Source organism: Halopseudomonas pelagia CL-AP6, from assembly GCF_000410875.1.
Taxonomy (GTDB): Bacteria; Pseudomonadota; Gammaproteobacteria; order Pseudomonadales; family Pseudomonadaceae; genus Halopseudomonas; species Halopseudomonas pelagia.
Window position 1 is genome coordinate 105,902 of the sequence record NZ_AROI01000035.1, and the last position, 6,531, is coordinate 112,432.

At 53.7% G+C, this 6,531-nt stretch carries 6 protein-coding genes and 1 other RNA gene; 3 read left to right on the forward strand and 4 right to left on the reverse strand.

The genetic code is table 11. From position 1 onward, the window contains the following. Positions 1 to 5: 5 nt before the first annotated feature. Genes K787_RS0120000 through K787_RS0120010 form a run of 3 tightly spaced genes read right to left on the reverse strand, consistent with a single transcriptional unit; the run spans position 6 to position 2,168 of the window. A complete protein-coding gene (locus tag K787_RS0120000) occupies positions 6 to 314 on the reverse strand; it encodes an RnfH family protein (RefSeq protein WP_022964588.1) in 309 nt (102 codons plus the stop codon). Further along, positions 307 to 744 (reverse strand): type II toxin-antitoxin system RatA family toxin, encoded by a 438-nt coding sequence (locus tag K787_RS0120005; RefSeq protein ID WP_022964589.1) that lies wholly within the window; start codon positions 742 to 744, stop codon positions 307 to 309. The genes K787_RS0120000 and K787_RS0120005 overlap by 8 nt, the downstream gene beginning before the upstream one ends. A gap of 20 nt (positions 745 to 764) precedes the next feature. Beyond that, positions 765 to 2,168 (reverse strand): sodium-dependent transporter, encoded by a 1,404-nt coding sequence (locus K787_RS0120010; protein ID WP_022964590.1) that lies wholly within the window; start codon positions 2,166 to 2,168, stop codon positions 765 to 767. A gap of 111 nt (positions 2,169 to 2,279) precedes the next feature. On the opposite strand from K787_RS0120010, the gene smpB reads away from it, so the two are divergent. The 3 genes from smpB (at position 2,280) to K787_RS0120025 (ending at position 4,853) form a co-directional block, all read left to right on the forward strand. After that, a complete protein-coding gene (gene smpB, locus K787_RS0120015) occupies positions 2,280 to 2,762 on the forward strand; it encodes an SsrA-binding protein SmpB (protein WP_028615148.1) in 483 nt (160 codons plus the stop codon). A gap of 260 nt (positions 2,763 to 3,022) precedes the next feature. After that, positions 3,023 to 3,410, forward strand: a transfer-messenger RNA (tmRNA) gene (gene ssrA, locus K787_RS24895). A gap of 186 nt (positions 3,411 to 3,596) precedes the next feature. Further along, positions 3,597 to 4,853 (forward strand): integrase domain-containing protein, encoded by a 1,257-nt coding sequence (locus K787_RS0120025; RefSeq protein ID WP_022964593.1) that lies wholly within the window; start codon positions 3,597 to 3,599, stop codon positions 4,851 to 4,853. Between the two features lie 54 nt (positions 4,854 to 4,907). Here the strand turns inward: K787_RS0120025 and K787_RS24440 are convergent. Then, the coding region (locus K787_RS24440; protein WP_235801964.1) for a tetratricopeptide repeat protein at positions 4,908 to 6,531 on the reverse strand (1,624 nt) is incomplete at its 5' end.

Sequence of the window (6,531 nt, forward strand, 5' to 3'; positions counted from 1 at the left end):
CAGCCCTACTCTCCGTCCTTGGCCGCCTTGGCCTTGGCCGCACGCTGCTTGCGGACTTCTTTGGGGTCTGCGATCAGAGGTCGATAGATTTCCACCCTCTCCCCTGACTGCAACACCCGTTCTGCGGGCTTAGCCAACGCCTTACCAAAAATACCTACCGAGAGAGTATCCAGATCCAACTCCGGGAAATGCTTCTCGATGCCCGACTGCTGCACCGCTTCCCAGGCGGTAGTGCCTTCCGGTACGGTCACGCTGAGTATCTTCTGTTTGTGCGGCAACGCGTAGGCCACCTCCACCACCAATGTCTTATCCATTACCGTACAGCTCTTTGGCGCGCTGACAAAAGGCCTCGACCATATTGTTAGCAGCCTGATTAAACAGCGGCCCCAACGTTGCCTTGATCAACGGCCCGGCATAGTTGAAGTGCAAATCAAGACTGATTTTGCAGGCATGCTCGCCGAGCATCTTGAATTCCCACACGCCATGCAGCTCGCTGAATGGGCCATCTTCCAGACGCAGTTCGATGCGCTGACCGGGGATCAGTGCGTTACGAGTAGTAAACGCCTGGCTCATCCCCGCCTTGGCCACTGTCAGGCGCGCGCGCATTTCGGTATCAGCCTCATGCAGAATATCTGCCTGAGCACACCAGGGCAGAAATTCGGGATACCGTTCCACCCGGTTGACCAGGTCATACAAGCGCTGTGCCGGATAAGGCAGCAACGCTGAACGCTGGATATGAGTCATAGCTTGGTATCAAAGCCTCTTCATTTAAGCAGTTCGGTCACAAATACAATCAGAACCCCTACTGGAGCCACGTAGCGTAACAGCCAATATACCACCGGGAACAGCCGTGGGTGGCGTAGCGCCAGCTCGGCACGAAACACCTCACGCCCCAGAATCCAGCCGGCAAACACCGCAAAAAGCAGCCCACCCAAAGGCAACATGATTCGACTGGTCAGGTAATCGATGCTTTCAAACACCGTTTTGCCACCCTCAGCGCCCCAGCGAAAGAATGTCCAACCGCCTTCGTCAGTCACAAAGAAACGGGCGTCGGACAACACGTTGAAGGACAACACGGTACCCAGACCAACCACCCAACAGATCAGCGCGATCAGTGCGGTAATCTGCGCGCGAGTGCGCCCCGTACGTTCAACCCAATAGGCCACTGCTGGCTCTAGCATCGAGATGGCCGAGCTCCAAGCAGCAACCGCCACCAGCACAAAAAACAGCAGCCCGAATACCTGGCCCATGGCTATATTGCCAAACGCAATTGGCAGCGTAACAAACATCAACCCAGGCCCACCGCCGGGTTCCAGGCCCGCAGCAAAGACGATTGGAAACAACGCCATACCTGCGGTTAGCGCCACTACGGTATCCAATAGCGCCACTGTCATGACTGTTCCGCCGATAGAGGATTTTTTCGGCATATAGGAGCCAAACACCATGATCGAGCCCACCCCGATACTCAAGGTGAAGAAGGCGTGCCCCATGGCGGCGAGAATGCCGTCAGGCACTTCACTCAGATCAAAGTGAAACAGAAATGTCAGGCCCTGCATGAAATGGCCGGTGGTCATGCTGTAGCCGAGCAGAATAATCAGCAGCAAGAACAGCAGCGGCATCATGATCCGCAAACTCTTCTCAAGCCCGGCGACCACGCCACGAGCAATGATTATTGCCGTGACCAGCATAAACAGAGTGTGCCAGAGCGTCAGCCGCAAGGGGTCAGCGGTCAGGCCGCCAAATCGCGCGCCCGCGCTCGCACCGTCGATCCCGACAAACTCCCCACGCCCCATGCCGATGATGTAATCCAGCGACCAGCCCGCCACCACGCTGTAAAACGAGAGGATCAACAGCGCTGCCACCATGCCCATCATTGCTACCCAGGACCAGTGCGGGGACGCTCCAGCCTGCAGCGCCAAGCTGCGCAATGTATTGACCGGGCTCTGGCGTCCGCGGCGGCCCAGCACTGTTTCTGCGAGCATGATCGGTAGACCAATCAGCGCAATACAGACCAAATAGACCAGTACAAATGCACCGCCGCCATACACCCCAGCCATGTAGGGAAACTTCCAGATATTCCCCAGGCCCACGGCTGAACCCGTTGCCGCCAGAATAAAAACCCAGCGGCTGGTCCATACGCCGTGTATTGAAATGCGCTCGTTGGCCATGAATACACACCAGTTTCGTTTAGAAAAAAGAGGGGCATTGTCCAGATTTTGATCAGCGCTCACAAGGCCCGTGTAGCCGAACTGGGCATCAGGCCCTATAATGCGCCGCCTATGAGCAATCAAAAGAAACCCCAGGCCAACAGCGGCAACATCGCGCTGAACAAAAAGGCCAAACACGAATATTTTGTCGAGGATCGCTTCGAGGCCGGTATCGCACTGACCGGCTGGGAAGTGAAGAGCTTGCGTGCCGGCAAGGTTCAGCTGGTGGATAGCTATATCCTTCTCAAGAACAACGAAGCATTTTTGCTCGGCGCCCACATCACCCCGCTGCAAACCGCCAGCGCCCACGTGATCGCCGACCCAACCCGCACGCGCAAACTACTACTGAACGCACGGGAACTGGATAAGTTGATCACTGGCGTACAGCAAAAGGGTTTCAGCTGCGTACCGTTGGCCCTTTACTGGAAGAACCATCTGGTCAAATGCGAGATAGCGCTGGTACGCGGCAAGAAAGACTTCGACAAGCGTCAGGTCGAGAAAGAGCGCGACTGGGCCAGAGAAAAACAGCGGGTTGTGCGCGATAACAGTCGTTAAAGGCAGCATATTCGCCAGGCTGATATTTTTTTTGTGGCGCACGTGAACTTTCTGCCAGCGCCTCAGTCAATGTATGCATACCGGACTGGTCAGTTCCACCAATCCGGCGTGAGGCCAAGCAAGCAAGAACTTCTGCCCCGCTCTGCGGGGCATTTTTTTGTCCACCTCTTCCCTCGCCGTCTCTCAGGCTGAGCAGCACTCTATGAAGCAGGGAACCTTTCGCGTACAATTAAGTCTGTATGAAAGACCATGATGGTTTTGGGGCCGATTTGGATTCGACGACGGTTACAAAACTGGAGGGGCATGCCGAGTTGGTAACAGAACTCGTAAATAAACTGTTGCAAACCTATATAATTGCCAATGATGACAATTACGGTGCCCAACTAGCTGCGTAAGCAGCCTAGTCGCACTTCTGGTAGCTTCGGCTCCAGCAATCATTAGAGGATGTCTGTAAACTCGAAATGATTGTCATATAGAACAGAATCGTCGCCTAGTATGTTACGGACGAAGCGGCTAAACATTACGTAACTCGCTCCAAACACCCTGCCACTCGGGCGGTGAGGAGTTAACTCAGTTGAGATGGCTAAGCATGTAGAACCGATAGCGGCGGACTGGCGGACGGGGGTTCAAATCCCCCCGGCTCCACCAAATATACATCTAAAGACGTCTCCGGACGTCTTTTTTTGCGCCTGAAGCTTATATAAATCAATAACTTAGCATCCATCAGTGTCCATATACGTCCAACAGCAGCCAGCACTTCTGGTATTCCAAATGGTATTCCAAGCATTCACATGGTATTTTTTGGAATACCAAAGACGCCGCTGGAATACCAAAATGTCAGGCAAAGCCATACGTCTCACCGAAGCCAAGGTGAAGAATGCCGCCCCCGCAAAGACGGATTACGTCTTAGGTGATGGCGACGGCCTTCAAATGCGAGTGAGAAGCAATGGCTCTAAGCTCTGGAATTTCAACTACTACCACCCGGTGACCAAAAAGCGTCTCAACATGGGACTTGGAACCTATCCCGAAATCTCACTTTCACAAGCTCGCAAGCTCACCATCGATGCAAGACAGCTGATTTCTCAGGGAACCGATCCTAAGGAACAGCGAGATAACACCCGCCAGCAGCAAAAAGCTGCCAGCGAGCACACCTTGAGAAAAGTTGCCGGAGCCTGGTTTGATCTCAAGAAAACGGACGTCACACCAGCCTATGCCGAAGACATTTGGCGGTCACTGACGCTGCATGTCTTCCCGGATCTTGGAGATACCCAGGTATCTAGCGTTACAGCGCCGAAAGTCATCGAGCTTCTTCGCCCCATTGAAGCTAAAGGCAGTTTGGAAACAGTGAAGCGCCTGTCTCAGCGGCTGAACGAAATCATGACCTATGCAGTCAATTCAGGTCTTGTACTCGCCAATCCCCTCAGCGGCATTAGAGCAGTCTTCAAAAAGCCAAAGAAACAGAACATGGCAGCTCTTAGTCCAGAAGAGTTGCCAGAGCTAATGATTGCCATCGCCAATGCGAGCATCAAACGCACTACCCGTGCCTTGATCGAATGGCAGCTGCACACAATGACCCGACCAGTAGAGGCAGCAACCACACGCTGGGTTGACATCGACTTTGATAAGAAGATCTGGACTATCCCGGCAGAGCGCATGAAAAAGCGTCGTCCGCACATCGTGCCGCTAACAGATCAAACACTCTCCATCCTGGATGCAGTGAAGCCTTTCAGCGGGCATAGAGAGTTCGTTTTCCCGGCTGATCGCGATCCACGCACTCACTGCAATAGCCAGACCGCTAACATGGCCCTTAAGCGCATGGGCTTTGCTGGCCGACTGGTAAGCCACGGCATGCGCTCTATTGCCAGCACCGTTCTCAACGAGCATGGATTTGACCCTGAACTGATTGAAGTAGCCCTGGCGCACGTAGACAAGAATGAGGTCAGAAGCGCTTATAACCGTGCTGACTACATTGAACGGCGCAGACCAATGATGGAATGGTGGAGTCAGCATATTGATCAGGCCGCCACTGGAAGCCTTTCTGTCGCTTCTGTTAACCCAGAAAATGCGAGAAAGGTTGTGCCCATTCGATAAAGCAATGACTGCTCCCGGCCAGAAGCGGACTTTCAAAGGGACTCCAGCTAACAATCAGCGGATGCTTGGTTTAGCCTTCGAAATTGGCAACGATCCACTAAAATATTTCTTCTCATTCACCCAGCGGTAACGGTCTGGATCTTTTGCCAGCAAGGACGCCCGCATTCTTTCGCGCCAAGCTTTGTCCGCCCGCAGGAAGATGCCTCGCAGTTCGGTGTCGATGATCTCTTTGCTGGCACCGCGCTCCTCAGCCTTGGCGTACCAATCATTCCCGGCTGCATAGTCGCCTAGCTCCATGCACACAGCACCTATCAAAGTGCATGGTCTGAAGTTTCTCGGTTGTAACTCATGCCCCTGCTTGCCGAGCTGAAGTGCCTCTTCACGACGCCCCAGGTCACGCATGGCTCCGCCGCGGGTAGTGCACATAGCTGAGTGGAGCTTGGGCAGTTTGAGTCTGTTGGCCGGCACACAAGCGAGTATTTCAAGTGCCGATTCAGGCTGATTGCATTTTCGGAAGTGACCACTGGCGTTGATTGCGTTCCACGGGTCTAGGGTGCGCCGGTACTCATTGCTGGCGAATTCGGCTTCGCGCATATGGTAGGCCTCCCGAAGTTCCTGAGTGAAATACACGTTGCCCTCGGTTTTGAGCCAAACGAGGTCATCAGCTGCCATTCGGTTGCCGACCTCCAGGTTCTGGAGGATATCCATCAATCGCCGCTTCAATGACTGAGCGTTGGCAAGAATCCCGTATTTCTTGCGCAGGATGTATGCCGGATCGCTTTCGCGAGCAAGGCGTTCGGCCTCGGTAGCCTCTCGCCGGCGTCTTTGAGCTTCAGCCAGTTCGAGGCGAACGATTTCGGCAGCTTCCGCTGCATCAATGTCTGAAATATAGGACTCGTAGGTGGTTTGACCAATGGCTAGTGCATACAGCCGGGAGAACCCCTTGATCTTGAGGTAGTTGAGATATGCTACAGATAGCGGAAGACCTTTATAGAGCGCTTCCAGAATATTACTCAGTGGCGATGTAATTGCACTTTGCGCGTTGCTCATCCGGTAGTGCCGGGCAATATCGTAGGGGGTTGGAGCTATGGAGCCGGGTTCGCTGATGCGAGCGTTGTACATGGCCTCAGCAGCCTCGCAATTACGCTCGCGCTGCTCCGCCAACTCGGTTTCTCGAGCAACACGAGCTGTCTCAGCAGCCTCGCACTCATAATCGTACTTCACCTTGCGAGCAATACGGGCAGCCTTTGCTGCTTCGCGCTTGCGTTTTGCCAGCTCGGCTTCCTGAGTCAGTCGCTCTACTTCCTTGACTTGGTGCTCTAATCTGGCTGCCTGCTCGCGAGCTACTAACACTGGGTCTAAAGCCTCGATGAAGGCTTCATATGTGATATGGCCGCTCGCAAGTTGATGCAGTTCGTTGAGATTTTGCTGCTGTAAGTAGCTCAGAGACAATGCAGTGAGCGGTCGTTCATGAAACATGCTTTCGAGGATATTACTCAGGCGAGTGTAGGGAATGGTCGCGCCCGTTATGCCACTGACGCAGAAGTGACATGCAATGTCGTAGAGAGTTGGGCGATTCAATTCCATATAAGATCGAGTCCGTTCTAGCTTGAGTAAACTGATTCGGATTCTCTCACAGAAATCGGGAATCCGCTTCTGGCCCAGAGTGTGTAAAAAC

Coding starts and splice junctions, on each gene's coding strand:
- K787_RS0120025 (WP_022964593.1), top strand. CDS start 3,597: ATGTCAGGCAAAGCCATACGTCTCACCGAAGCCAAGGTGAAGAATGCC.
- K787_RS0120000 (WP_022964588.1), bottom strand. CDS start 314: ATGGATAAGACATTGGTGGTGGAGGTGGCCTACGCGTTGCCGCACAAA.
- K787_RS0120010 (WP_022964590.1), bottom strand. CDS start 2,168: ATGGCCAACGAGCGCATTTCAATACACGGCGTATGGACCAGCCGCTGG.
- K787_RS0120005 (WP_022964589.1), bottom strand. CDS start 744: ATGACTCATATCCAGCGTTCAGCGTTGCTGCCTTATCCGGCACAGCGC.
- smpB (WP_028615148.1), top strand. CDS start 2,280: ATGAGCAATCAAAAGAAACCCCAGGCCAACAGCGGCAACATCGCGCTG.